Source organism: Stenotrophomonas sp. 86156_Sma (assembly GCF_056481625.1).
In genome coordinates this window covers 4,255,960-4,281,198 of record NZ_CM151157.1, presented here as the reverse complement: position 1 = coordinate 4,281,198, position 25,239 = coordinate 4,255,960, and the positions used below count along the sequence as shown (strand labels likewise).

Sequence of the window (25,239 nt, the reverse complement as noted above, 5' to 3'; positions counted from 1 at the left end):
CCGGCACCTGCCGTTGCGTCACCACCCGCGCGCTGCGAACAGGCGCGCGTAGATGCCGCGAACCACATCCTGCTTGCTGCGGTTGTAGGCCTGCACGTTGGCATTGCCCTGCAGTGCTGCCTGCTTGGCCTGTGCATAGCGCCTGCGGTCATCTTCATGGCTGCGCAGCCAATCGCGGAACAAGCAGTGGCGGAGGTGCTCGGCGCAACCAGGTGCGAACACGTGCAGGTTCACGCGCGGCACGTCCAGTCGCAGCATGCGGTGCTGGTACCACGAGCGTTCGCGGATGGTAAGCACGTAGCCCAGTGCCTGCAGCGCTGGCAGCCAGGCCGCTTCGTCGGCGGGATCGGCAACCAGCAGGTCGATGTCCAGTACCGGTTTGGCTGGCAGGCCCGGCACCGCGGTGGAGCCGACGTGTTCAATGCCCAGCGCGATGTTGCCGAGTGTCGCCTGAAGCTGCGTGCGCTGCTGCTCGAACTGGTCGGCCCACAGCGTGGACCAAGGCACCACCTGCAGCGCTTCCGGCTGCGGCGCGCCGAGAACCCAGGGATTCTCGTCAGGGTCGCCATCGGCGAAGCTAGTGATTGCGGTGGGATCGAGCGGGATATCGGACATGCCCATCATGGTGCCATGCCCGGCGGTGATGTCAGCCCGGCTTGCCGTCGCGCCGTGGGCTCAGGTAGATCCAGCCCAGCCGCGCCACCCACGGTGCCAAGGCCAGCAACCAGCCGATGGCTGCGGCGAAATGCCACGCATAGGCGTCGGGCATCAGTTCGGCGACGATGCGCATGATCGCCACCGCCTGCAGCGCGACGAACGCAAACCAGGCCACTGCCGGCATCACCAGCGGTCGCCCGGAATGCCCCTGGGTGACACGGGGTGCCTGATTGGGCTCGTTGGGACGCACTTCTTGCCGCTTAAGGAAGCTAACCCGGAACTGGGCGGCGCCGTGGCGCAACACAGTGAGGTCATCCAGTACGCCTGGGTCAGCCTTTCTGCCCAAGCGGATCAAATCCTGCCGGTTGCAGCTAAAGCGTTCGCCATAAGCAGAAAAAGTGAGCTGCTCTAAAAATCGATAAGCTTCGTGAACATGGTTTGGATCAGTAGGGCTGATCAAAAGGTGGGCGTTGACGTAGCCTGACTTGGCGTGCGCTTCCAGCCGAACTTCAACGTTCGGAAAGACGAGGGGATATTGGCGAGCGTTCCCTGAGCCTTTGCGGCAATGACAGACTCGTTGGTGTCCAGCAAGTAGTAATTTGTAATGCCCAGGGCGTCAATAGCGGAGGGGGGGCTCCAATGCATTCAAGTAGCCATCCCACGATCCTGAGCCGAACTGATCGTTGAGGAGCCCGGCATGTGGACATGCGGTCCCACCTACGCCACTCCGAACCTCGTTCCATCCCTCTTCCCCTGCTTGGCCAGTCCGGGCCCCTGAGGGGATCATCGCCGTCGCTCGGTGCCCAAGGCACCAGGTGGCCGACCCACGCGGCCCGAGCGCGGTTAGTGCGGCTCGATCTGTGCCAGCTGCGCTTCCCACGGCACCTCCCGCTTCATCTCGGCAAGGAATAGCTCGCGCCGGGGTTGCTTGCGCTTGCCCAGTCCCTCGGCATCACCAAAGGTCAACTGTATGGACGGCTCCTCAACGTGTGCCATCATTGTCTCGAGAGCTGCAGGCCAACGGCAGACGGCCTGCACTACCGCAGTAGTTGTTCAGAGCATCCTTAGATTGGAGATTGAATTCGCCGATGATACTTGGCGAATCTAGTTACGGATGTGAGATGCGGTCAAGCTGGGATTTCCCTTGGAAATGCATATTCATAACACCACAATAAAGCTACGAATGCATGCGGGTTTAGTCAAAGGTGATGCTGCCCATCATTGCATGAGTGGACCGCAGTAATCAGTTGCCCTCGACGGATCTTTGCGAAGAAACACCTGCCACACTGATGCTCCCAGTTAGTGAATAGAGTGGCTCCAAAAGCCATTCGTACAATTTTCGCCTCTCACCGAGAATGTCGGCTTCAAGTTTCATGCCTGGCCTGAGGGGCTCGGATCTGCCATATGCTAGGACGGCTTGCTGGTCCAGTGCTACGAGAACGCGATAAACAGAGTCAGTGGAATCCGTGCTGGTACTTCCTGAAATCAAAGCACTGCGAGATACACGGAGTATCGTTCCCTCGTGTGTACCGAACTTCTGGTATGGATATGCCTGGTAGCGGAGTAGTACGCGGTCGCCAGCCTTAATGAAGCCTATGGCTGAGCTAGGTGCCAAAAGTTGCGCCCTCAGGAGCGACCCGTCCGGAACAATGCTGAGGACGGGCTGGCCAGCCTCGACGGCCTGACCAGGCTCCACCATCCGGTTTGCAATGACTCCCGACACCGGCGCACGCAGCATTATTGCGCCATCTGTCTCCATTCTGATTCGCTCCTGCTCGAGCGCCGCAGTATCACGGGCAAATGCAGCGATACCTGCTTCGCGCTGTCGAGGGATCTCGGCTATGCGCTGATCAAGCTCAGCCAAGCTACGGCGTAGCGTTGTGGCCTGTCGCTGAAGCAATTGTCTGGCATTCACCATCTCCAACAATGATTGCTCCTGCTGATTTACTTGTACAAGACTCACATAGCGTTGATCGGCGACCCGTTGGTAGCGCTGCAAGGTTTCACGCCCCAGGCGGACCTGATCGCCCCGCGTCCTTATCTCCAGCTCGATCTGGGAAATTTCTTGAAGCAAAGTATTTCTCTGCTCGGTGATTCCCACTAACTGCGTCGCCATCTGACGGTTTTGGGAGTCAATCAATCGGGCGGAGCTGGCTATTCGACTCTGCTGAGCATTCAGTAGCGCCTGCGAGGCATCATCCCCGCTCCCGGTTATGCGAGGGACATTAACTAGGACTAGACCATCGCCCCTGTTTGCGTGATCGCCTTCCTCCGTCGCCAGACTGGCTATGACCCCGGCTGACGGAGCCATTACCGTGGACAATCCCAGATCGGGAACGAGCTCTCCAGACACGCGGGATCGACGGGTGTACTCACCCATCACCAGATAGCAAACAAGTGCGGAGGCTGATAGTAGACAGAATGCAGCGAGCAGCCATGCGCGGACCGGCTGCACCAATGAGATGCTACCCAGTTGGTTGCCGCGCTTGGCATCAACGGCTTCCTGGCGGAAGAGTAGTGTCATGAAAGAACTTCTTGGGCGAATGCGCTATGCTGCTGTGTAGCGAGCTCGTTGATAACCTTGCCGTCGCGAAGCAGAATTACTCGGTCCGCGCTGGCGATGGTTTCCGGGCGGTGAGCGATAATGACTCTTGTTAAGTCCATGGAGTTGATGGCCTCGCTGACCGCTCGCTCATTTTCGACGTCAAGATGGCTTGTTGCTTCGTCCAAAAATAGAATTCCAGGCTTCCGATACAAAGCGCGTGCAAGTACGATCCGTTGTTTTTGCCCGCCAGAAAGTGAGGTCCCCATGTCTCCTATGAGGCTTTCATACGCCATGGGCATCGCCATGATGTCGTCATGAACTGCGGCCAGTTTTGCAGCCTCCTGGATCCATGAATCGTCAGCAATCTCGTCTTCAAATGAGATGTTCTCTCGAATGGTTCCGGCAAATAGCTGATCATCCTGCATTACAGCGCCCACCAGTCTCTTGTAATCGTCCGATGCTAGGTTCCGCAGCGGCACGCCGCCAACTACGACCTCACCCTCGTTTGGTTGAAGAAGACCGAGCAGGATTTTCAGAAGGGTTGTCTTTCCACACCCGGAGGCTCCCACGATAGCAACTGACTCCCCTTCACCAATGGAGAAGCTGCAGTTTCGTATCACCCATTGCTCGGATTCCGAGTAGCGGAATCCGAGGTCTTTGACATCGATTCTAAGAGGAGCCGATGGATCCAGCCGTCGGCCCCTGCTGGTAGGTTCCGGCTCCGTTTCAGCTAAAACAATTTCCGATAGGCGCTCGCCGTGCAGCCTAAGCATGCGGAACTCGATCCATTTGTCTACGAGTGATCCGACTCTTTGGGAAAATTGTTCCTTATATGCAAGATAAGCGATCAGCATCCCAACCGAAAAGACACTTTGCATTGCCAAAGTGGCACCTATCCAGATTACGACAATGCGCTCAATTCCAAAGATCAGTTGGCCGGAACCATTGAACGTCAGTGCAAAGGTGGAGAGCTTGACGTCTTGATTGACGGTGTCGTTGATCAGGTTGAGGTAGCGTGATCTTCTAGTTGACTCCCGTCCTGCAACCTTAATTGACTGGATGCCCCTAATGGATTCAAGCAGGTGAGATTGCTGGCGCGCGGAGGCAATAAGCTGCTGCTCGGTCCCCAGCTTCAAGGCGTTGAAAGAAAGCATGCGGGCGACGGCATACACACTGATTGAGGCTAGTGAAATCATAGCGAGCTTCCAGCTGTACAGGATCATCATCATTACGGTCGCGATCGCCATCATCCCATCGATGATCGCTTCAACGAAGCTGGTTGTAATGATCCTCTGGATTGCCTGGACGCTGCCCATCCGCGAAACTATATCGCCAAGATGTCGCTTCTCGAAAAAATCCAGACGTAGTTTGATCAAGTGGCTAAATACGTTTGCCGACCATTGTGAGCCCAGACGGCTGGACAAATAGATGACCGACCTGCCGCGGATCTGACCGATACCAACTTGAATGAGAAGCGCCAAGCCGAAGCCAGCGGCCAGTACAGAGAGAAGGTTGTGATCGGATGCAACGAGTGCCTGGTCGACCACCCATTGCATAAAGAATGGAGCCGAAAGCACGAAGATCTGCAGAGAAAGAGAGAGGACGATCAGCAGGGCCAACGATCTGCCAAGGCCTCTAATTCTTCCGGTAAGCCAAGGTAACGGCGTTGGTTCCGGGCGACGGATTCGGCGGAAATCGCCCCCAGGCTGTAGCTCAAGGGAAACCCCGGTGAAGTGCTTCGAGAACTCGCTCATTGCGAGCTTGCGCGTTCCCAATGCCGGATCCACGACGGTGACCGTGTTCCGCTCAACTTTGCGTACCACCACGAAGTGATTGAGATCCCAGTGAGCTATGCAGGGAAGTTTCAGTTGATCCAGCTCGTCAAGCTCCAACCGGAGCGCACGCGACTGTAGGCCAAGCTTGCCTGCGACAGCGATTAACTGAGGGAGAGAGGTGCCTTTAAGTGAAAATGAGTGCCGGCGACGAATCTCGCGCAGGCCGATGGCATTACCATGATGCGAGGCGATCATCGCCAAGCAAGCGATTCCGCACTCAGCCGCTTCAGATTGGAGAACGACATCCATGTAGCTTGATCCAGGTTTCGATGAAACGGGTGAATCGATTCGTGCAGAATGCACTGTTTGAGGTGGCCTGTGGCGATATGCCGAACGGCTCTCTGGTACCGCGAGTGCCAGTAGAACTCGGCTCCAATGCGGACACGTCTTGGCGTCAATATTTGGCTTTATCTGAGGCGATCAGAGATGGAATCAATTCAAGAAAATTGTATTCACTCTTCAAGAGCCAGTCCCGTAACGCCAAAGGACTCAAGCTCGGCCTTGCTCCAAGACCACATGACAATCTCTCCGGCGTCAATTCGCGCCTGCACTTTGGCCGGTGGTTCCGTGAGCATCCGCAAGTCGAGGTTGCGCTCCTGATAAAACTCAGTCATTTCCAGGTTTTGGCGATTCAGGCTGGAGACTGCGGAGGCGGAAAGGTTCATTCTCTTGATCTGCTGCTCGGAAACAGGGCCGCCATGGAAAAGCAGATGGCTTTGCCTCAACAGGAGCTTCTGTCTCCCTGCCATGAATACGAACTGCGCGCAGGAGGAAGCACACATCCCGCCAACAGCCACGCTGGCATGGAGCTCTTCAATTTTCTTCGCAATCCGTATGGCTGGACGAAGCTCGCCACCTTGGCTTTCAATTAAAACAAGATCGATGGAGAGTCCAATGCTCTCGGCATTCTTCACTCGCGTCATAAACTGGTCTGCTAGGTCGTAGTCGATATATCCCTTTACGCATAGAGCGTTACTCCCTTGGACATAGACCACCCCCTTTTTCAAGACTTGGCATGAGTTCCAAGCTGATGACGCTGACGATATATTGATTTCGGAAACTGGTTCAGCTGTAGCCTGCTTAGGGCAGGTCGACAGGATGATTCCAGACAGAACCAGAGGGCAGAAATAGCGGTTGATCACCACTTTCACTCCTGTTCGCTTCGTTCAGGGGACCTCACAGGAGGTCCCCTGGTTCCATCAATTACATGTGGCGGTAGTGGTGCCGCCCGAGGTCGTGGTTGACATCGTCGTGCCCTCCGGGCAGGAGCAGACGACAGCGACCTGCTGGCTGGAGACGCCGTTGGAGCCGGTAATGTTGGCGGTAACTACCACGCAATTTGGTGCCTGTGCAGCGCCGCTGATGAATTCCATTTCACTTGATTTGATCGTGCGCATGTCGATTCCGTTTGTTTGTGTTTGTTGATAGATATGTATGCCCGCAAGAAAAGGCACCTTATTGGCAGGCTCTTCCCCGCGTAGATGAAAGCCCCAGTGACAACTAGGAATGGCTACGACTATCAGGAATGCAGGTCACGGTAACTCCACCGCCTGAGTCGCCTGTCGGCCCAAACACAACCACCATCGGAGTGGTTCCCGCGGGACAGGTGAGAGTGGTGGTGTTCCCTGAAGTAGAGGTCGATGGCGCTTGTTGACCACCAGCAACGTGCTTCAGCATTGCTGTTCCGAGTTCGAACATTTAAAACTCCTTCTTTAATTTGGCGCAGTCCTAGCGCCGAGGCTCGGGCTGGAACCCGAAAAGCAATTTGTAAACGAGGGTTCGCGCCGGCAGGCAACGCGTCCCCGGTACACGGAATTGGTGATAATAGGCCGCGCAGCGGGCTTGGTCGCTAGTGGCTGTGCGTGGCTGAGGAGTCCGCGGATGACTGCGTCCGAGTGACCAGTGATTCTTCCTTAAGTCCGCGATTTTCTAAATTTACGCATGTCAATTAGCTTTAGTCACATTCCTTATGCCTGTTCTGCACACTACTTTCACTTTTTGCAATTTGCAACAGCTGTTTGTTACCAGGATCTACCGACTCAGGGATGCTCTGAACAACTACGCGGTAGTGCTGGCCGTCTGCCGCTGGCCGGCAGCTTGAGAGACAATGCGAACGTTACTCTGGCGATCGCGGCCACTGCTGCTCCTGAGTCGCTAGGACTAACTGGATGCTTCGTCCGCATTCCAGGGCCGTCCTCCTCCTCCGTCCCTTCAAGAGGTCTGCTCGTTTGCTAAGAATCGGCGAGTTTGGACCGGCATCAGGACGCTGCTCTCTGCCATTGGTCGATGGCTAGGGCCAGTGAGCGGTGACGCCCGCCCTATCCGTGGGCTCTTACAACCAAAGGTTTTCAGCCCTTGCGCAACCATAGGTTGAGTAAAAGTGCAGCACTATAGCTGCCCGTTTAATCGCCACCAGCAGGCTGCCGAACAGGCCCACGGCGAGGGCATGCAGCGGCGCGCGGCCGAGCAGTTGCGGATGGCCCAGCATCTGGCCGATGTCCTGCAGCAGATACAACGCGAAGCTGATCGGCAGCCACGCCAGTGCCAGGAACAGGGCCGCGAGCAGGCCCGGCATCGGCCCGCGTGGCCACCAGTGCCATAGCGCCTGCAGCGACAACATCAGCAGCGGCGCATCGGCCAGCCACAGCAGGTGGTCGACCTGCAACGCGCTCAACAGCAGGCGCAGCATCAGCAGCGCCCACATCGCAGCCAACCAGCGCAGCGGGCGCCACGCCACATAGCCATCCACCACGTTGTTGGCGAAGAACGGGATCATCCGGTGCGCGACGGTGAGGTAGACCGGTAGCAGCAGGCCGAAGGTGCCGAGTGCCACCGTGACTGGCATCAGCGTGGCGTGGCCGCGCCCCACCGCCATGAACAGCAGCAGCCCCAGCCAGCCCAGCAGCAGTGCGGCATAGCAGGCGCGCGCATGCCAGTTGCGGTTGGGACCGGCGGCCTTGAGCACGCGTCCCAGCACGATCAGTCCGGCGCTCCAGCCGGCCAGTGCCAGCAGCAGGCCGGGCCACAGCCCGGGTGTCCACCCGCAGGCGGCGGCAATCAGCAACGCCTGCCCACCAAACAGGCCGATGCCGACCGGCGCATAACGGCTGCGTGGCAGCTCCGGCTGTGCCATCCAGTGCGGGAACACGGTGAGCAGGAAGCCGAAGATGAAACTGGGCAGTACCAGGTACTGCATCAGCAGCGCGTGCAGCCAGGCCGCAGGTAGGGGCGGCGGTTGTGGTGCCCACAGCCCGCGCAGCGCGCCCAGCCACAACGCCCACCATAGCATCGCCAGCAGCAGGTTGCTGGCGCCGATGAAGAACAGCAGCCGGTGCGGCGCGCGCATCAGCATCGCAGGGGAGGGCAGGCGGGCCATGCAGCGAGTCTGCGCCCGGCTGGTGGCCGGGTCCTTGATCTTCGTCATGCCCAAGGAGGGAGGCAACCGCTTCGCTCGCCGGGCATGGCCCGGCGGACGGGCCGTGCAACGCAAACAAGAAACCCCGGCAGTGCCGGGGTTCTTCGTTCACAGTCGCCGATCGATCAGGCGGCGTTCTTCATCGTCGCCATGTCGATCACGAAGCGGTAGCGCACATCGTTCTTCGCCATGCGCTCCCAGGCTTCGTTGACGTTCTTGATGTCGATCATCTCGACATCGCTGACGATGCCGTGCTCGGCGCAGAAATCCATCATTTCCTGGGTTTCGGCCATGCCGCCGATCGCCGAGCCGGTCAGGTGCTTGCGGCCGAAGATCACGCTGCCGCCGGTCAGCGGCGGATCCAGTTCGGTCAGCACGCCGACCAGGCACATGGTGGCCTCGCGCTTGAGCAGGCCCATGTACGGGTTGGTGTCATGGCCAACCGGAATGGTGTTGAGCAGGAAGTCGAAGCTGCCGGCGTGCGCCTTCATCTGCGCGGCATCGCGCGAGACCAGCACTTCATCGGCGCCCAGGCGCTTGGCATCGGCACCCTTTTCCGGCGTGGTGGTGATCATCACCACGTGCGCGCCGAGGGCCTTGGCGAACTTCACGCCCATGTGGCCGAGGCCACCGAGGCCGATCACGCCGACCTTCTGGCCCGGGCCGACCTTCCAGTGGCGCAGCGGCGACCAGGTGGTGATGCCGGCGCACAGCAGCGGCGCGGCGGCCTTCAGGTCCAGCGTTTCGGACACCTTCACCACGAAGCGCTGTTCGACCACCACGTGGTCGGAATAGCCGCCGTAGGTCGGCGCGCCGCTTTCGCGTTCACGGCCGTTGTAGGTCCAGGTCGCGCCTTCGGCGCAGTACTGCTCCAGGTCGTGCTCGCAGGCGTCGCAGTGGCGGCACGAGTCGACCATGCAGCCCACGCCGGCGTGGTCGCCCACCTTGAAGCGGGTGACGTTGCTGCCGACCTCGGTGACGCGGCCAATGATCTCGTGGCCCGGCACCATCGGGTAGATCGAGCCACCCCAGTCGTCGCGGGCCTGGTGCAGGTCCGAATGGCAGATGCCGCTGTAGAGGATCTCGATACGTACATCGTCCGGGCCGACCGCGCGGCGTTCGAACTCGTAGGGGATCAGCGGGTCGGTATGTGAATGGGCGGCGTAACCACGGGCGAGGGACATGGGGAATCCTTGGCAGGGTTTGTCGAAAGGCGCTTTACAATACGCCCCGTACCCAGCGGCAAAAAGCCCGGATATCGGCATGATTCATCAAGTGAAACTGCACAATCATGGCCACTGACAATCTCTCCCACCTGGCTGCGTTCGCCGCAGTCGCCCGCCACCGCAGCTTCCGCCGTGCCGGCGCCGAGCTGGCGCTGTCGACCTCGGCGGTGAGCTATGCGATCCGCGCGCTTGAAGAACGGTTGGGGGTGGGCCTGTTTCATCGCACCACCCGCAGCGTGGCCCTGACCGAGGCCGGGCAGCGCCTGCTGGAGCGCCTGCAGCCGGCCTTGGGGCAGGTGCACGATGCGTTGGAGGAGATGAACCAGTTCCGCGCCGCACCGGCCGGCCTGCTGCGCATCAACGCCACCCGTGCGGCGGTGGCGACACAGCTGGGACCACGGCTGGCGCGCTTCCTGCACGCCCATCCCGACGTGCGGGTGGAGCTGACCGAGAACGACGGCCTGGTCGACATCGTCGCCGAGGGCTACGACGCCGGCGTGCGCCTGCACGAGTTCGTGCCCGAGGACATGGTGGCAGTGCCGATGGGGCCACCACTGCGCGGGCTGATTGTCGGCTCGCCGGAGTATCTGCGGCGGCATCCCGCGCCACAGCATCCGCGCGATCTCGCTGCGCACGAATGCATCCGCTTCCGCTTCGCCAGCGGGCACCTGTACAAGTGGCAGTTCGAGCGCGGTGGGCAGGCGCTGGAGATCGACGTGCCCGGACGGCTGACGCTGGGCGAGCAGGGCACCGTGGTCGGCGCGGTACTCGATGGCATCGGCCTGGCCTACGTGCTGGAAGACACCGCGCGGCCCTACATCGAATCGGGGCAGATGGTGGCGGTGCTGGAAGACTGGAGCGAGCCGTTCGCCGGCTTCGCGCTGTACTACCCGAAGCAGCGGCAGATGCCCGGTGCGCTGCGTGCGTTCGTGGATATGCTGCGCGAGTGAATCGCGGTGGATGGCGCAGTGCCGTCCAATGACCGGCTCCAACGAGAGCTTTCCGGGTAGATCCACGCCATGCGTGGATGGCGTTCACCCGCTAGAGTGAGTCTTCTCAACAAAAGGACGTCATTGAGCATGCTCGCCGATCTCGAACAGGCTTCCGGCCAGACCTTCCCGCCGTTGTTCCGCCAGCTGGTGGAAGGCAACCGTTTCAGCTGGGGCGAGCAGGGCCCGAACTGGTACCGCACGGTGTTCCCGCAGGTGCAGCCGCAGCCGCCGGTACTGCTGTATGCCAACGACTATGAACCGATCGAGCCAAGCGAACTGCGCGCAGCGTGGGAAGATCTGACTGCCGAAGATCATTACAACCCGCTGCGCGATGACCTGAAACTGCTGCCGTTCGCGCGCACCGGCGCGGGTGATCATTACTGTTTCTGGACCAATGCACCGGGTTCCAGCGAGTCGCCGGTGCTGCTGGTCTGGCATGACGATGATCGCGCCGATCTGCTGGCCGCGAACTTCCAGGACTTCCTGTTCCGCAAGATGGCCGAAGCGGTGGTGGAGCTGGAGGAAGAGGATTCGCTGCTTTCGGAGGGCGATATCGGAACCAATCTGCAGGCTTGGCTCGGTACCCATCGTGGCTGGCTGCGAGGGGACCAGGTAGCGGCGCTGGAGGCGTTGTATGCACGCGTGGATGACATCACTGCGGGTGAGATCAGTGACGAGGACGTGCAGCCGCTGCTGCAGCTGATCGCGTTCGACGGTATCGACAGCGAAATGCCCTACGTGCAGGCGTGACCTGATCCGAAGCGCTGCCTGTAGAACCTCGCCATGCGTGGATGCGGTCTGCTACGGCACCTGCAGTACGGGTGCCAACAATTCCAGGCAATCACGCAGATGCACCTCTACCGGCGCATCCTCGGCCACCACACCGATCACGCGTTCGCGCAGCGGCTCGGCCACGGCCATCGCCAGGATCAGCCGCGCCATGCACGCGGCATCTCCCTCGCGCAGCAGCCCGCGCTGCTGCTGACGCGCCAGCCAGTCGGCCAGCAGCGCACGGCCGCGTTCGATGCCATTGTCCAGATAGGCCTGCAGCAGCGCGTCCTTGCCGGGAAAGTCGGTGGCCAGCAGGCGGAATACCTGCACTGCCTGCGCCGACAGTGCCTGCGCGCACACCGCGTGCAGGATGGCCTGCAGCAACGGCATCACCTCATCGGCGTCGTGCGCATCGCGCTGCAACTGCGGCGCGAAGCCGTCGGTCCACTCGCGCACGGCCAACCCGACCAGTTCTTCGCGGTTGCTGGCGTGGCGGTACACGGTCTTCTTCGCTACCCCGGCGTGCGCCGCCACCGCTTCGATGGTGGTGGCCTCGTAACCCTGTGCCAGCAGCAGCTCCAGCGTGGCCTGCAGCACCGCGTGGCGGACTTCGGCTTCCGGCCGCGCAGGGCGGCCGCGGCGGCGGATTGGTGAGGGTGGCTCGGGCAGGGTGGTGCTGTTCATTGCGCCCATCTTACCGCATTCGGATAATTGCGAAACGAAGAGCGTTTCCGTATTGTCAGGTCTCCCGACATGCAGGAGACCCCGATGGATACCGCTGTGAACGCCCGCGCCTGGCTGGACCACCACGATCTGCTCGACCCCGCACCGATGCGCTTGGAAACCGGCATCCAGCGCCGCGAAGATGGCACCCTGCTGGTGGCGGTGCGTACCGATCTGCACGGTTGCAAGGGCCGCATGCTGGACTGGTGGTTCACCTTCTTCGAGACCACACAGCACATCCGCTGGTGGCATCCGGTCGATCATGTCGAGCATCGCGGCTGGGACGCGGCCTGGCAGCGCGGACGCAGCTACCACGGTGCCAGCATCCACGCGGTGGAATCGCTGGCCGACATCCCGCCGGTGGCGGCGCGTTTGAAGTTCCATGACCCGCGCACGTTGCTGGTGCCCGAGCGCCTGCAGGTGGCACAGGATGCAGGCGATGTATCGGCAGTGATCGCCGCGCGCATCGGCTTCGGAGATCACGTACGCCTGGATGCAAACGGTGATCCCTGCGACGGGCAGATGCTGCATGTCGCGCGCGATACGCCGTTTGGCTGTGTGCTGCGCAGCCGCTTCGTGCTCGGCCTGGACAGCACCGATCCGCAGCGCGATGCCGGCGATGCGGTCGGCCTGGGCCTGCTCAAGCACTGCTACACGGAGTTCAGTTTCCTCTCGCGCCTGCTGCCGTCGCTGTACTACGGTGAGCGCGCCAACGGTGAAGCAGTGCCGTTGCCGTGGTGAACGGCGCGCCGGTCATTCGACCAGCGCGTTGTAGCCTTCGCCGCTGAACTGGATCAGGCAGAAGCCATGCCCGAACGGATCGGCCAGCACGGCGATGCGCCCCCAGCGGCGCTCGCGCACGGACTGCTCAAGCGTCGCCCCGGCCGCAACCGCACGGACCAGTGCGGCTTCGATGTCATCCACCACCCAGTCCAGGTGCAGCGGCGTCCAATGGCGCTCGTAGTCGCGCACGTCGCCGTCTTCGGTGGCGGCGCTGCCGGCCTCGTTCTGCAGCAGATACAGCGGCGTTGGCCCACCGAGCAGCTCCACGGCGCCTGGGCCTAGATGGCGCCCGATGCGCAGGCCGAAGACTCGGATGTAGAAGTCCTCGGCAGCGGCAAGATCGGGGACATCGAGGTTGACGATGAACGATGCGGTGGGCGTATCCATGGCCAGATCCGGTGGATGCGGGTGGGCAGTGTACGCCCGCATCCACGCATCGCGTGGCTCTACTGCGCGCGCGGGTAGTCGAGGTAGCCTGCCTCGCCGCCACCGTAATAGGTATTGCGGTCGGGCGTGGCCAGCGCGACGTTGTGCTGCAGGCGTTCGACCAGATCCGGGTTGGCGATGAACGGCTGGCCGAATGCGGCCAGGTCGATGGTGCCGGCCTCGACCAGCTGCAGGGCGCGTTCGCGGGTCATGCCACCGGCCAGGATCAACGTGCCACCGTAGACCTGCTTGAACTGCTGCAGGAACGCCTCGCCCAGCACCGACTGCCCCGCCTGCAGGTTGTCGTTGAGATGCACATAGGCCAGCCCGCGCTTGCCCAGTTCCTCGGCCAGGTACAGATAGGTGGCTTCGTTGTCGGGGTAGAACGGCATGTCGAAGGTGAGGTTGTTCGGTGCCAGGCGTACGCCGATTCGGTGCGCGCCGATGCGCTGGGCCATCGCATCCACCGTCTCCAGGATCAATCGCGCGCGGTTCGGCAGCGAGCCGCCGTAGCGGTCCTCGCGTTCGTTGATGAGCGGGTTGAGGAACTGCTCGAACAGGTAGCCGTTGGCGGCATGCAGTTCGATGCCGTCGAAGCCGGCGGCAATGGCGTTGTCCGCCCCGCGTACGAAGTCGTCAATGATGCCGGGGATCTCCGCAGTCTCCAGTGCACGTGCCGGGGTGGGATCGGCGTGGCCGCGGCTGCCGTCGTCCAGGTACACGAACGAGGTGTTCTTCGGTGCGCTGGCCACCGGGCGGGTGCCGGCGCTGACCGGTTGCCCACCCCCGGGCTGCAGCGAGGAATGCGACATGCGGCCGACGTGCCAGAGCTGGGCGAAGATCGTGCCCTGCGCGGCATGCACCGCCTCGGTGACGAGCTTCCACCCGGCCACCTGTTCGGCCGACCAGATGCCCGGCACATCGATGTAGCCCTGGCCCTGCAGCGAGACCGGCGTGCCTTCGCTGATGATCAGGCCGGCGCTGGCGCGCTGCCGGTAGTACTGCGCGGTGAGCTCATTGGCGACCGAGCCGGGGTTGCGGGCACGTGTCATCGGGGCCATCGCGATGCGGTTGCGCAGGGCGGTTCCTGACAGGTCGAACGGGCGGAACAGGGCGGCGGTCATGTCGGTCATCTCGGTGCGGGGAAGAGCGCCAGCGGCGCGATGCACACAGGATGGAGTTGACATGCGGGCGCATAAAGCGCTTCGATCTCCCTTGGTGGGGGACTATTTGTCCCCAATGGGGTGCGAACGATGCTGCCGCTGGAATCCTTGAATGGCCTGGTCACGTTCGTCACGACCGCACGCTCGGGCAGCTTCACCGAGGCGGCAGACGCGCTGGGCATCTCGCGCTCGGCGGTGGGCAAGGCCATCGCCCGTCTGGAAGCGCGGCTGGGGGTGCGCCTGTTCCATCGCACTACGCGGCGCATCGCACTGACCACTGATGGCGAGGCGTACTACGCCTCCTGTGCGGCGGCGCTGGAAGAAATCTCCGCGGCCGAGGCCTGTCTGGGTTCGGCGGGCCTGCCCAGCGGGCGGCTGCGCATCGACATGCCGTCCTCGTTCGGGCGGCTGGTGGTGCTGCCGGTGCTGCTGCGGTTGTGCCGCCAGTATCCGGACCTGCAGTTGACGATGACCTTCACCGATCACTTCGTCGATCCGGTCGAAGAGGGCATCGACCTGCTGATCCGTTTCGGTGGGTTGCACCAGGCCGAGCACCTGGTCGCGCGCCGGCTGGGGCGCCAGCGCCTGGTCACCTGCGCATCGCCGGCGTACCTGCAGGCGCATGGCGTGCCGCGCACGGTGCAGGAACTGGCGCAGCACCGCAGCATCGTCGGCTTCCGCCACGGGCAACCGATCTGGTGGCGGATCGGCAGCGAGGAGGACGAGGGAACGTTCATTCCCAGTGCGCCCTATCAACTCAATGATGGCGACGCGGTGATCGAAGCGGCCATCGCCGGCCTCGGCATCTGCCAGATGCCCATTTCACTGGTGCGCCGCCATCTCGATTCCGGCGTGCTGCAATCGGTGCTGGACGAACACATGCAGCGGCACATCGACATCCATGCGCTGTGGCCACCGACGCGTCACCTGCGGCCGAAGGTGCGCTACGTGGTGGATGAGCTGACCCGGTTGGCGGAACAAGGTCTGTTTGATTGAGCGGGGCCCGTACACCGGGCCCCGCCTGTGGAAACGCTGCGCCAGGCCTACTTGAAGTTGTAGCGCAGGCTGGCCATGTAGCGACGGCCCAGTGCATCCAGTACATACGGGAACGGCCCGATGTCGTCGCCTACGTTGATCACCGACAACGTCACGCGCGCGGCGTCGGTGATGCGGTAGGTGACGTTGGCGTCCCAGGTGGTCCAGCTGTCGCGGTAGAAGTACTGACGGCTTTCCGGGGTATCGGTCATCGTGTACTGGGCGCGGCTGGTGTAGTTGGAGGCCACGCCGTAGTTCCAGTTGCCGATGCGATGCTGGGCCGTCCAACGGAACTGGCGCTTGGGCTCGTTGAAGCTGCCCGCCTGTTCGACGAACGGCACGTCCCGGTTCGCGGCCTGGCCACGGTTCTTCGGCATGTAGCCGTAGAAGTCCAGGTCCAGTACGCCGAAGCGCGACAGGTCCCAACGGTAGCCGACTTCGGCGGTCCAGCCACGGAACATCAGCACCGGGCCGTTGCCATACTCGGTCTTGATGCTGGTAGCCACGCCGGTGTTCGGATCACGCGTCACCAGGCTGCAGAAGCGGTTGGCGTTGGGCACGTTGGCGGCGTTGAAGTCGGCAGTGTCGAAGCAACCGGTGATGATGTCGTTGGCGCTCAGCGACGTGATCACGTTGTTGATCTTGATGTCATACCAGTCGGCAGCGACGCGCAGGCCCGGGATCCATTCTGGGGCGAACACGATGCCGGCCGTCCACGACTTCGCCGTTTCGTTCTGCAGGCGGGTGCTGCCGTTGGTCGAACCCAGCGTATTGGTCGGCTGCTGGCGGAAAGTGTTCGGATCGGCACCCGGGTAGGCGGCGAAGAACGCCTGGCAGTTGCGGCGACGCACCGCCGGATTTGAGCCGCCGCTGATGTTGTCCAGCGAGCACACTTCCGGGATGTTGTAGTAGGCCGGCTGCTGGGTGGTGTAGAGCTCGGCGATGGAGGGCGCGCGCAGTGACTGGGTCTTGTTGCCGCGCAGCTGCAGGCCGGCGATCGGTTCGTACTGGATGCCGTAGGTGAACGCATTGAACGCGCCGGCGACGGAGTTGTCGACGCGGCGGAACTTGGCGGTCAGGTCCAGGCGATGCAGGCCCGGGATATCCCAGTCGGGATTGAACAGCGGTGCCAGCACTTCGGCGAACACTTCATTGGTGTGGTACTTGCCTTCCGCCGCCTGGGTCGGCACTGAGCGGCCCTGGCCCAGGCGCTGGTACTCGCTGGGGGTGAAGGAGCCTTCTTCGCGGCGGTGTTCGAAGCCGGCCGCTGCGGACAGCTCGCCGCCGGGAAGATCGAACAGGCCGCCGGATACCGACGCATTGATGACGGTCTGGCGGGTCTGCGCCTTGGCCACGGTCCGGGTGGAGACATAGTCCAGGGCTTCGCGCGACGCCTGGTTCTCGCCGAACAGATTCAGCGGGCGGCAGTTCGCATCGGCCGTGGTGCCCGGGCGGGTGGCATCACAGATGATGCGGCCGCTAGCGTCGGTGGTGACGTTGATCGCATTGATGAAGTTCTGCTGGATCAGGCCAGTGCCGAGGTAGTCGAAGTCACCACGGCCGTGGGTGACGCTGGCTTCCCAGTTGAAGCTGCGCTTTCCGACCTCGAAGAAGCCGTTCAGGCCGAGCACCGCACGGGTCAGGCGGGTCTCGGTGCTGGCGTTGTTCATCGACAGGTCGCGCGAAGATCGCGACAGGCGGAACGAGGTGATGCCGTTGTCGGCGAGGATCTTGCGGGTTTCCGCACTGAGGAACGGATTGCTGGCGCTGAAGGTCAGTGCACCGCTGGCGGTACCGCCGCCGTCCAGGCGCGCATTGCCGAAGGACACCGCGTTGTAGACGTTCTGGTCGAGGGTTTCGCGGGCGGTCGCTTCGTATCGCGAAAGTTCGAAGAAGCCACGCACGTTGTCGGTGAAGTCGAAGCTGCCGGTGGAGAATACCGAGCGTCGTTCGAGGTCGGCGATCAGCGGCACCGTCTCGAACAGGTTCAGGCCGTCACCGCCGGAGGCGTTGCCGCCCGCGTAGCTGGTGCCGGGATTGAACTCGACCAGCTTGCCCTCGTTGTTGAACTGCCACAGTTTGTCTTTGTTCGGGCCGAAGCCAAGGATGTCGCCCAGGCCGTTGCGCGTGTAGCTGCCGGTCGCCGGCATCACCAGGCCACCGAAGGTCATGCTGGCAATGCGCCGGTTGCGGATCCAGACCTGGTCGGGGATACCATCGCGGGGCCCGGTGTTGAACGGAATGCTGCCGTCGATGCGGCCATCATTGGTTGGCCGGCGCAGGGGCTGGGCAGTGGCATTGGCCGCTGTGGGATTGGCCTGCAGGCTGTAGCCCTGGCGGTAGAAATCGCGTTGCAGCGCGTTCACCCCATCGGCATTGTCCAGTTCCGCCGCCACCACGATGTGGCCACGCCCATCAGCGAAGTCGGTACCGAAGATGGCCGACCAGGAGTAGCGCTCGTTGTCGTTCTTGCTGGTCCTGCCGTAGCCCAGTTCGACTTCGGCACCCTCGAACCGGTCGCGCAGGATGATGTTGTTGACGCCGGAGATCGCATCCGAGCCATAGGTGGGGGCACCGCCAACGCTCAGGCTTTCAATGCGTTGCACCATGACGCTGGGAATGGCGTTCATGTCGACCTGGATGCCCGAGCCGCCGCCGGCTCCGAAGATGGTGGGCGGTGTAGAGGTGACGAAGCGGCGTCCATTGACCAGGGTCAGCAGGCGATTGCTGCCCAGCCCGAACTTGCTGGCGAAGTTGACGCCTGCACCGAAGCCGGCCTGGTCGCCGCGCGAACTGACGCCGGCACTGACCCCGGGAATCCGGGTCAGGGCATCGATGAGGTTGGTGTCGCCATAGTTCTCGATCGATTCACGGCTGACCACCGCGGCGGGCTCGAGCGTGTCGAAACCGGCGCGGTAGATGCGCGAGCCGGTGACGGTCATCCGGTCCAGCTGCACGGGGGCCTTGCTGCTGGCGGGCTCGGCCTTCTGTTCCTGCGTGGCGGCCTGCTGCGCCATGGCCGGTGCGGCGGCCACCAGCACCAATGCCGAACCCAGCGCGACAGACAAGCGACTGCGGGCGAACAACGGTCGGTACATGATTTCTCCCTGGTCACGCCAATGTGACTCAGGGGTAAACGCAGGGGCGAATGCGACACCCTACGTCATGAAAAAGTAACAAATGAATCTATTTATTATTCATTCATATTCTGGGCTGATCTGTCTCTGGAGCCTGCCTCGGCGGCACCAGCTGGCTTCACTCGCCCCTGTGTGTATACTATCCCCCAGTATAGTTTCGAGGTGGCCCCGCCATGCCGCACTCCCCCGAAGAGAAGAAGAAGGTCCTGGCCCGCGTGCGCCGCATCCGCGGCCAGTGCGATGCGCTGGACCGCGCGCTGGAAGCCGGTGCCGACTGCGGGCCGGTGCTGCAGCAGATCGCCGCCATCCGTGGCGCGGTCAATGGCCTGATGTCCGAGGTGATGGAGGCCCATCTGCGCGAGGAGTTCGGGCAACCCGCGGCCTCAGACGAACAACGCGCCGAACGCGTGCGCGACATGAGCGCGTTGATCCGCTCGTACCTGAAATAAGCATCGGCGCCATATCGCGCCGATCGTCCTGCCATTCCCTTTCCGCCTGATCCTGGAGAAGCCACCATGAAGTCCCGTGCCGCCGTCGCCTTTGGTCCCGGCCAGCCGCTGCAGATCGTCGAGATCGACGTCGCCCCGCCGAAGAAGGGTGAGGTGCTGGTCAAGATCACCCACACCGGTGTCTGCCACACCGATGCCTTCACCCTGTCCGGCGATGATCCGGAAGGCCTGTTCCCGGTGGTGCTGGGCCATGAAGGCGCCGGCATCGTGGTGGAGGTCGGTGAGGGCGTGACCAGCGTCAAGCCCGGCGACCACGTGATTCCGCTGTACACCGCCGAGTGTGGCGAGTGCCTGTTCTGCAAGAGCGGCAAGACCAACCTGTGCGTGTCGGTGCGTGCCACCCAGGGCAAGGGCGTGATGCCCGACGGCACCAGCCGCTTCAGCTACAACGGCGAGCCGCTGTACCACTACATGGGTTGCTCGACCTTCAGCGAGTACACCGTGGTGGCCGAAGTCTCGCTGGCGAAGATCAATCCGGACGCGAACCCGGAGCACGTCTGCCTGCTCGGTTGTGGCGTCACCACCGGCATCGGCGCGGTGCACAACACCGCCAAGGTGCAGGAGGGCGACAGCGTGGCGGTGTTCGGCCTGGGTGGCATCGGCCTGGCGGTGATCCAGGGTGCGCGCCAGGCCAAGGCCGGCCGCATCATCGCGGTGGACACCAACCCGTCCAAGTTCGAACTGGCGCGCGAATTCGGCGCCACCGACTGCATCAACCCGAAGGACTACGACAAGCCGATCCAGCAGGTCATCGTCGAGATGACCACCTGGGGCGTGGACCACAGCTTCGAGTGCATCGGCAACGTCAACGTGATGCGCGCGGCGCTGGAATGCGCGCACCGTGGCTGGGGCCAGAGCGTGGTGATCGGCGTGGCCGGTTCGGGCCAGGAGATCTCCACCCGTCCGTTCCAGCTGGTGACCGGGCGCAAGTGGATGGGCACTGCCTTCGGCGGCGTGAAGGGCCGCAGCCAGTTGCCGGGCATGGTGGAGGACGCGATGAAGGGCGATATCGAACTGGCACCGTTCGTCACCCACACCATGGACCTGGACAAGATCAACGAAGCCTTCGACCTGATGCACGAAGGCAAGTCGATCCGGTCGGTGGTCCACTACTGAGCCGCGTCATGGGCTGGCTGGATGCCCTGCGCCGGCCGCGTGCGGAAGACCCGCGCGCGGCCCTGGTGGATCCGATCGAGCAGGCGTTGCGTGCGCTGGGTTGGGTAGTGGGGGAGGTGGGGCCACCGCGTGCGGTGACCTCGGCCTTCGGCAGCGACGATGGCATGCCGTTCGAGCAGTGGCTTGCGCAGGTATTCCTGCCGCGCCTTCATGAAGCGCGCGCGGCCGGTCAGTGGCCGCCGCGCAGCGATGTGGCCGTGGCGGCCTGGCGTCGAATCGTTGCTGCGCCTGCTGGCGCAGCTGGATGAACGGATCAACAAAGGCATCCACGCCGCGCGTGGATAAGCCGACCAAGGTCGGCATCTACCAGAAGCACGCGTGCGCTGACGCGCCGCGCAGGAGAGCACCATGGAACGTATTGAACACCGCGCCTGTTTCGGCGGCTGGCAGGACGTCTACCGGCATCATTCCACCACGCTGGGCTGCGACATGCAGTTCGCCGTGTACCTGCCGCCGCAGGCGGAAACGCAGAAACTGCCGGTGCTGTACTGGCTGAGCGGGCTGACCTGCACCGAGCAGAACGTCATCACCAAGGCGGGCGCGCAGCGCTACGCGGCCGAGCATGGCGTGATCATCGTCGCGCCCGATACCAGCCCACGCGGCGATGACGTGGCCGATGCCGAGGGCTATGACCTGGGCAAGGGGGCGGGGTTCTACCTCAATGCCACCCGTGCACCGTGGGCGAAGCACTACCGCATGCACGACTACGTGGCGCAGGAACTGCCGGCACTGATCGAGGCGAATTTCCCGGTCACCGATGCGCGCGGCATCAGCGGCCACTCGATGGGCGGTCACGGTGCGCTGGTGATCGCGCTGCGCAACCCGGGGCGCTACCGCAGCGTGTCGGCGTTCTCGCCGATCGTTGCGCCCAGCCACGTGCCGTGGGGGCAGAAGGCCTTCCACGCCTACCTGGGCGACAACCCGGCGGACTGGGCGCAGTGGGATGCCAGCGAACTGGTCGCGGTGGCCACTGAGCGCCTGCCGTTGCTGGTCGACCAGGGCGAGGCGGATGAATTCCTGCAGACCCAGCTGCAACCGCAGCGCCTGCAGCAGGCCTGTGATGCCGCCGGCCATCCGCTGACCCTGCGCCTGCAGCCGGGCTACGACCACAGCTACTACTTCATCGCCAGTTTCATCGGCGAGCACATCGCCCACCACGCCCGCGCCCTGCACGGCTGACGGCTTTCCGGTAGTGCCGGCCGCTGGCCGGCAACCTGCAGCCCTGTGATTCCCCGGGATTGCCGGCCAGCGGCCGGCACTCCCATGGGGGGCACGCGACGTGTCGTATTGCCGTATTGGATCACGTGGCCGTGGCGCGGGCGGGGCTATCGTGCGTCCATACGGCCTTGCGGATCGGGGGATGCATGCCGGTAGTGCTGGCGCTGCTGTATGTGCTGTGCCACGGCCTGGTCGTGGCCCTGTGGCCGGGTCCGGCCGGTGCGGGTTCCTTCGTGTTCCTCACGGGCGCCCCGTTGCTGGCGGCGGCGGCCTGCTTGCGGCGGGCGCGCCGCGACCGTGCTGCGCTCGGTTGGCGCGCCACCGCCCTGGCGCTGCTGCTCTGGGCGGGTGGCATGGCCGTCAACATGATCGATGCGCTCGGTGCCGGCCGTGCCGATGTCACGCCGCAGGCCAGCCTGTTCCTGTATGTACTGTACGGCGTGCCGCTGGTGTTCATCCTGGCCCGTGCACGCCGCGAGCGGCTGAGCATCAGCCTGATCGACGCGGCGATGGCGGCATTGCTGGGCGTGCTGTTCTTCGTGCATGCGCAGTCGTTCGCCGCGCGCGTCGACATCGACGACCACGCGTTGTCCAACATGCAGCGCATGTTCGATATCCAGAATCTGTGCATTGCCGGGTTCGCGGTGGTGCGCTGGCTGGTGGGCGACGTTCCGGAGCGGCGCAACTTCTTCCGCGCGCTGGCGATCTACGCGGTGGGCTACCTGATGGTGGCGTACTACATCAACCACTACACCTCGGAACAGTCCTTCGGTGCCTACAACGATCTGCTGATCGACCTGCCGTTCCTGCTGCTGGCGTTGCTGGCGATGAGCCAGGCGCCCGCGCCGACGTTCGTGATGCACCCGAGGCTGGGCAGAACGGTGCAGGCGGCGGGGCCGATGATCCTGCCATTGCTGCTGCTGGTGGTCGGTACCCTGGTGGTCGACCATGCGCGGCCGCTGGCGGTCACTGGCTTCGTGGTGGCAACGCTGGGCTTCGGCGTGCGCAGCATCCTGCTGCAGGTGGACTTGATGGAACGGCAGGCATCGCTGGACCAGCTCGCTCGGCAGGATGGCCTGACCGGTGTGGCCAACCGGCGCGAGTTCGATGCACTGCTGCTGGCGGAATGGAACCGTGCGCGGCGCAGCGGCAGCGAGCTGGGGCTGCTGTTGCTGGACATCGACCATTTCAAGGTCTTCAACGACCGCCACGGACATCCGGCCGGGGACCGCTGCCTGCAGGCCGTGGCCACGGTCCTGAAGATCAGTGCCGGCCGTGCCGGTGACAGTGTTGCCCGTTACGGCGGCGAGGAATTTGCGGTGATCGTGCCCGGAAGCCCGCTGTCGGGCGTGCTGGCGCTGGCCGAGCGCCTGCGTGAGGCGGTGGCGGCGCTGCCACTGCCGGAAGGGTCGGTCAGTATCAGCATCGGCGTGGGCTACCTGCACCCGCCGGCTCTGGCCAGCGCGGATCAGTTGCTGGCGGATGCCGATGCCGGCCTGTACGCCGCCAAGCGTGCCGGTCGCAACCAGGTGATCCTGCATGCGCACGTGCTCGACGACGAAGGCAGTGCGCACGGCAGGATGGATTGCTGAGCGCGCCGGGTGCCCGGTCCCCGTGCGTGATTACGCACGGGCGGCGCGGCCGGGTCAGCGCTGCCGCAACCAGCCAGTGGGATCGAGCAGCCTCAGCCCGACCGGTGACAACGAGCGCTGGCGCAACGGCAGGTTTGCCGCCTGCACGGCCATCGCACAGCGCGCCAGCTGCTGGCGCAACGGTGCCAGCGTGTCATCTTCGCGCGGGCGTGCATGCCGCCACTGGGCGATGCGCAGCAGGCAGACCAGCAGGTCCAGTTCGCTGGCCGCGATGAACGGTGAGCCAGCGGGCAGCAGGTCGATCGGGGCGGTGGGCGTGGCCAGCAGCGGCAGCAGGCCGACGAACGCGTCGCAGCCTTCGGGATCAATACCGAGGCTGCTCAGCTGGGCGAGTCCATCGGCCTGTTGATCAGGATCGTGCAGCTGGCGTATCGCCGCCAGCAGTGCCTGTTCGCCGCGGCCGAACTGGCGGCCGAAGGCGCGGTAGTTGACGCGGGTGGGAAACAACGGGGAACGGGAGGCCATGGTTGCTAGGGTTGTGGGTCGCGGGTTTCCACCAGCACGGGACAGGGCGCGTGGTCGATGGTCCATTGCCCGATCGAGGGTTCGAACAGGCGTTCCAGGCGGGACAGGTGGCGATGGCCGATGACGATCAGGTCGCACTTCAGGCGCCGGGCCTGCTCGCTGATCACTTCGCCCGGGTCACCCGAGGGAATCTGCGCGATGGCGTCGACGCCGCGCTCGCGCAGCTCGGCCAGGGCTTCGGCCAGCACCGCTTCGGCCCGCGAGCGCTGGCGGGCGGCTTCCGGGTACTCGATGCGGTCGGCTTCGCTGGCATCGGCCGCCAGCGCGAATTCGGGGTCGAGCACGCACAGCAGGTGCAGGCGGCTGTGGGGGCCGGCGATGGCTGCGGCCAGGTCCAGCACGCGTGCGTGCTGGGGGCCACCGTCCAGGGCGACCAGCAGGGTATTGAACATGGATGTCTCCTTGGCAGGCCGGGGATGGTCGCCGATGTCACTGCGCGCACCCATGCCGTGCGCGGCAGTCAATGAATGCGTAAAACGCAATCCGCTGTGGTTACAAGTGTCGTAGAGTCATCTGATTTACTGGAGACTGTCATGCCCCTGCCGGACCTGAACCTGTTGCTGGCACTGGACGTGCTGATTGACGAATGCAGCGTGGCCGCCGCCGCGCGGCGGATGAACCTGAGCGCGCCGGCGATGAGCCGTACCCTCGGCCGGATCCGCACCGCGCTGGGCGACCCGGTGCTGGTGCGTGCCGGCCGCGGTCTGGCCCCCACGCCCCGCGCGCTGCAGCTGCGTGAGCAGGTCCGCGATGTGATCGAGCAGGCCCACCGTGTGTTCAACGCCGGTCGCGAGATCGACCTGCGCACCCTGGAGCGCACCTTCAATGTCCGCGCCAATGATGTCTTCATCGGTGGATTCGGCGGACGCCTGCGTGAACTGTTCCGCCAGCAGGCGCCGCGCGCGGTACTGCGCTTCGTGCCCGAGGGCGATACCGACGACGACGCGATGGCGCAGGGCCGGATCGACCTGTACATCAGCACCGCCGGCAAGCATGCACCCGATACCAAGGTGCAGAACCTGTTCAGTACCTCGTTCATGGGCGCCGCGCGCGAAGATCATCCGTTGTTCGATGAGGAGATCAGCGCCGAGCGTTTTGCTGCCTGCGACCACATCGCGGTGTCGCGGCGGGGGCTGCCGCGTGGCCCGATCGATGACGACCTGGCCACGCTGGGCCTGCAGCGGCGGGTGGCGCTGATCAGCCCGACCTTCCACGGCGCGATCTTCGCTGCCGCCGAGTCGGACCTGATCCTGCCGCAGATGCCGAGCGTGATGCTGGAGCGGATCGTCAGCATGCGCCTGCCGCTGCGCCTGTTCCCGCTGCCGATCCCGGTGCGCACCGCCGCCATCGTGCAGGCCTGGCACCCGCGGCTGGACAACGATGCTGCGCACCAGTGGCTGCGGCGCTCGATCAAGACCATGTGCGAAAGCGCAGGGGAGGCTCCGCGCTGA

At 63.6% G+C, this 25,239-nt stretch carries 22 protein-coding genes and 3 pseudogenes; 11 read left to right on the top strand and 14 right to left on the bottom strand.

Annotated elements, in window-relative coordinates:
• Positions 1-18: 18 nt before the first annotated feature.
• The 6 genes and pseudogenes from ACZK33_RS19810 to ACZK33_RS19785 all read right to left on the bottom strand — a co-directional run bounded on the left by ACZK33_RS19810 (position 19) and on the right by ACZK33_RS19785 (position 6,179).
• A complete protein-coding gene (locus tag ACZK33_RS19810) occupies positions 19-615 on the bottom strand; it encodes a GrpB family protein (RefSeq protein WP_423175564.1) in 597 nt (198 codons plus the stop codon).
• Between the two features lie 31 nt (positions 616-646).
• Positions 647-877 (bottom strand): annotated as a pseudogene (locus tag ACZK33_RS19805) (NnrS family protein); the annotation flags it as partial.
• 626 nt (positions 878-1,503) lie between these two features.
• Positions 1,504-1,629: pseudogene (locus tag ACZK33_RS19800) on the bottom strand (IS5/IS1182 family transposase); the annotation flags it as partial.
• A gap of 271 nt (positions 1,630-1,900) precedes the next feature.
• Positions 1,901-3,181, bottom strand: a complete 1,281-nt coding sequence (locus ACZK33_RS19795; RefSeq protein WP_423175562.1) for an HlyD family secretion protein — start codon at positions 3,179-3,181, stop codon at positions 1,901-1,903.
• On the bottom strand, positions 3,178-5,286 hold the full coding sequence (locus ACZK33_RS19790) for a peptidase domain-containing ABC transporter (RefSeq protein ID WP_423175561.1): 2,109 nt from the start codon (positions 5,284-5,286) through the stop codon (positions 3,178-3,180). Before ACZK33_RS19790 ends, ACZK33_RS19795 begins: the two co-directional genes overlap by 4 nt.
• 203 nt (positions 5,287-5,489) lie before the next feature.
• A complete protein-coding gene (locus ACZK33_RS19785; protein WP_132810776.1) occupies positions 5,490-6,179 on the bottom strand; it encodes an ATP-dependent Clp protease proteolytic subunit in 690 nt (229 codons plus the stop codon).
• Between ACZK33_RS19785 and ACZK33_RS19780 the strand changes: the two genes are divergently transcribed.
• Entirely contained in the window at positions 6,172-6,462 is a 291-nt protein-coding gene (locus tag ACZK33_RS19780; RefSeq protein WP_132810775.1) for a hypothetical protein, read from the top strand. The genes ACZK33_RS19785 and ACZK33_RS19780 overlap by 8 nt on opposite strands.
• Before the next feature lie 907 nt (positions 6,463-7,369).
• Here the strand turns inward: ACZK33_RS19780 and ACZK33_RS19775 are convergent.
• On the bottom strand, positions 7,370-8,461 hold the full coding sequence (locus tag ACZK33_RS19775) for an NnrS family protein (protein ID WP_423175559.1): 1,092 nt from the start codon (positions 8,459-8,461) through the stop codon (positions 7,370-7,372).
• Between the two features lie 116 nt (positions 8,462-8,577).
• Entirely contained in the window at positions 8,578-9,636 is a 1,059-nt protein-coding gene (locus ACZK33_RS19770; protein ID WP_032129891.1) for an NAD(P)-dependent alcohol dehydrogenase, read from the bottom strand.
• A gap of 107 nt (positions 9,637-9,743) precedes the next feature.
• Here ACZK33_RS19770 and ACZK33_RS19765 point away from each other — a divergent pair, with 107 nt between their 5' ends.
• Together ACZK33_RS19765 and ACZK33_RS19760 are read left to right on the top strand one after the other, a co-directional pair.
• Positions 9,744-10,628: a LysR family transcriptional regulator gene (locus ACZK33_RS19765; protein ID WP_125895894.1), complete on the top strand. Its 885-nt coding sequence runs from the start codon at positions 9,744-9,746 to the stop codon at positions 10,626-10,628.
• Positions 10,629-10,757: 129 nt separating this feature from the next.
• The gene (locus ACZK33_RS19760; RefSeq protein WP_236494380.1) at positions 10,758-11,420 is read left to right on the top strand and encodes an SMI1/KNR4 family protein; all 663 of its coding nucleotides are present in this window, start codon (positions 10,758-10,760) and stop codon (positions 11,418-11,420) included.
• Positions 11,421-11,471: 51 nt separating this feature from the next.
• Here the strand turns inward: ACZK33_RS19760 and ACZK33_RS19755 are convergent, their stop codons facing one another.
• Positions 11,472-12,134, bottom strand: coding sequence for a TetR/AcrR family transcriptional regulator (locus ACZK33_RS19755; protein WP_049421841.1), 663 nt, complete (start codon positions 12,132-12,134; stop codon positions 11,472-11,474).
• Positions 12,135-12,209: 75 nt separating this feature from the next.
• Between ACZK33_RS19755 and ACZK33_RS19750 the strand changes: the two genes are divergently transcribed.
• Positions 12,210-12,905 (top strand): DAPG hydrolase family protein, encoded by a 696-nt coding sequence (locus tag ACZK33_RS19750; protein ID WP_121504393.1) that lies wholly within the window; start codon positions 12,210-12,212, stop codon positions 12,903-12,905.
• 12 nt (positions 12,906-12,917) lie between these two features.
• Here the strand turns inward: ACZK33_RS19750 and ACZK33_RS19745 are convergent, their stop codons facing one another.
• Entirely contained in the window at positions 12,918-13,334 is a 417-nt protein-coding gene (locus tag ACZK33_RS19745; protein ID WP_277779163.1) for a VOC family protein, read from the bottom strand.
• A gap of 59 nt (positions 13,335-13,393) precedes the next feature.
• Entirely contained in the window at positions 13,394-14,497 is a 1,104-nt protein-coding gene (locus tag ACZK33_RS19740) for an alkene reductase (protein ID WP_423175557.1), read from the bottom strand.
• Between the two features lie 129 nt (positions 14,498-14,626).
• Between ACZK33_RS19740 and ACZK33_RS19735 the strand changes: the two genes are divergently transcribed.
• A complete protein-coding gene (locus ACZK33_RS19735; RefSeq protein WP_049461842.1) occupies positions 14,627-15,532 on the top strand; it encodes a LysR family transcriptional regulator in 906 nt (301 codons plus the stop codon).
• Between the two features lie 47 nt (positions 15,533-15,579).
• Here ACZK33_RS19735 and ACZK33_RS19730 read toward each other — a convergent pair whose 3' ends face one another.
• Complete coding sequence (locus ACZK33_RS19730) at positions 15,580-18,669, bottom strand: TonB-dependent receptor domain-containing protein (RefSeq protein WP_423175555.1); 3,090 nt, start codon at positions 18,667-18,669, stop codon at positions 15,580-15,582.
• A gap of 212 nt (positions 18,670-18,881) precedes the next feature.
• Between ACZK33_RS19730 and frmR the strand changes: the two genes are divergently transcribed.
• From frmR to ACZK33_RS19705, 5 genes and pseudogenes are all read left to right on the top strand, one after another.
• Positions 18,882-19,157 carry a formaldehyde-responsive transcriptional repressor FrmR gene (gene frmR, locus ACZK33_RS19725; RefSeq protein WP_005411009.1) on the top strand — a complete coding sequence of 92 codons (276 nt, stop codon included), beginning with the start codon at positions 18,882-18,884 and terminating at the stop codon, positions 19,155-19,157.
• Positions 19,158-19,223: 66 nt separating this feature from the next.
• Positions 19,224-20,333 carry an S-(hydroxymethyl)glutathione dehydrogenase/class III alcohol dehydrogenase gene (locus ACZK33_RS19720; protein WP_012512082.1) on the top strand — a complete coding sequence of 370 codons (1,110 nt, stop codon included), beginning with the start codon at positions 19,224-19,226 and terminating at the stop codon, positions 20,331-20,333.
• A gap of 8 nt (positions 20,334-20,341) precedes the next feature.
• Positions 20,342-20,678, top strand: a pseudogene (locus ACZK33_RS19715) (YqcC family protein).
• Positions 20,679-20,741: 63 nt separating this feature from the next.
• Positions 20,742-21,572, top strand: a complete 831-nt coding sequence (gene fghA / locus ACZK33_RS19710) for an S-formylglutathione hydrolase (RefSeq protein ID WP_006384580.1) — start codon at positions 20,742-20,744, stop codon at positions 21,570-21,572.
• A 185-nt stretch (positions 21,573-21,757) separates the two neighbouring features.
• On the top strand, positions 21,758-23,203 hold the full coding sequence (locus ACZK33_RS19705; RefSeq protein ID WP_423162507.1) for a GGDEF domain-containing protein: 1,446 nt from the start codon (positions 21,758-21,760) through the stop codon (positions 23,201-23,203).
• 54 nt (positions 23,204-23,257) lie between these two features.
• On the opposite strand, the gene ACZK33_RS19700 is transcribed toward ACZK33_RS19705, so the two are convergent.
• Both ACZK33_RS19700 and ACZK33_RS19695 read right to left on the bottom strand, forming a co-directional pair.
• Positions 23,258-23,728, bottom strand: coding sequence for a hypothetical protein (locus tag ACZK33_RS19700; RefSeq protein ID WP_049400257.1), 471 nt, complete (start codon positions 23,726-23,728; stop codon positions 23,258-23,260).
• A gap of 5 nt (positions 23,729-23,733) precedes the next feature.
• Positions 23,734-24,180 (bottom strand): universal stress protein, encoded by a 447-nt coding sequence (locus tag ACZK33_RS19695; RefSeq protein ID WP_032129880.1) that lies wholly within the window; start codon positions 24,178-24,180, stop codon positions 23,734-23,736.
• Between the two features lie 141 nt (positions 24,181-24,321).
• Here ACZK33_RS19695 and ACZK33_RS19690 point away from each other — a divergent pair, with 141 nt between their 5' ends.
• A complete protein-coding gene (locus ACZK33_RS19690) occupies positions 24,322-25,239 on the top strand; it encodes a LysR family transcriptional regulator (RefSeq protein ID WP_032129879.1) in 918 nt (305 codons plus the stop codon).